General features: G+C 68.7%; 1 protein-coding gene. It reads right to left on the bottom strand.

Annotated features, from left to right (window positions below; translation table 11 throughout):
• Positions 1–435 (bottom strand): helix-turn-helix domain-containing protein (locus G6R25_RS24550; RefSeq protein ID WP_235949557.1); only part of this gene is annotated, 435 nt, incomplete at its 3' end.
• Positions 436–511: the final 76 nt, after the last annotated feature.

Raw genomic sequence — 511 nt, forward strand, 5'->3', positions numbered from 1 at the left:
GCGCACGAACGTCCGCGTGGGATTCTCCGGCTGCGAGTCCCAGCGGCACCCGTCGCCGTCGGAGGGCCACTCGACCGTGTCGAACCGGTCCGCGCTCTGGAAACGCGGATAGCCGGGGATCCCGGCGGCCTTCACATGGCGGAAGAACGCGGCGAACGCCTTCTCCAACCGGCGCAACGTCGCCTGCTGCGAGGAGAACGACCAGCGGGCCTGATCAGGATCGCCCGCCCGGATGTCCTTCACCTGCGCGGACTGGTCACTGTAGCGGATGCGGGTCTGCGACGGATGCCGGTAGGCGCCGCGCCGTTCCTGCAACGCCGCGTTGTACAGAACACGATGATCATCGAGCATCGCGCCGAACGCGACCGCCTGCCGGACGGTCGGACGCAACAGGAACGTGTACGCACGCCGCACCGGACCACCCCCCTGCGCCACGGCCACTCGTTCTGCGCGTCGATCCACCGTCGCACAGTCTCAGCAGACACGGCACCGACAGTGAGCCATTCCCGGC

Origin of the sequence: Candidatus Frankia alpina (assembly GCF_902806485.1) — a bacterium.
Taxonomy (GTDB): Bacteria; Actinomycetota; Actinomycetes; order Frankiales; family Frankiaceae; genus Frankia; species Frankia alpina.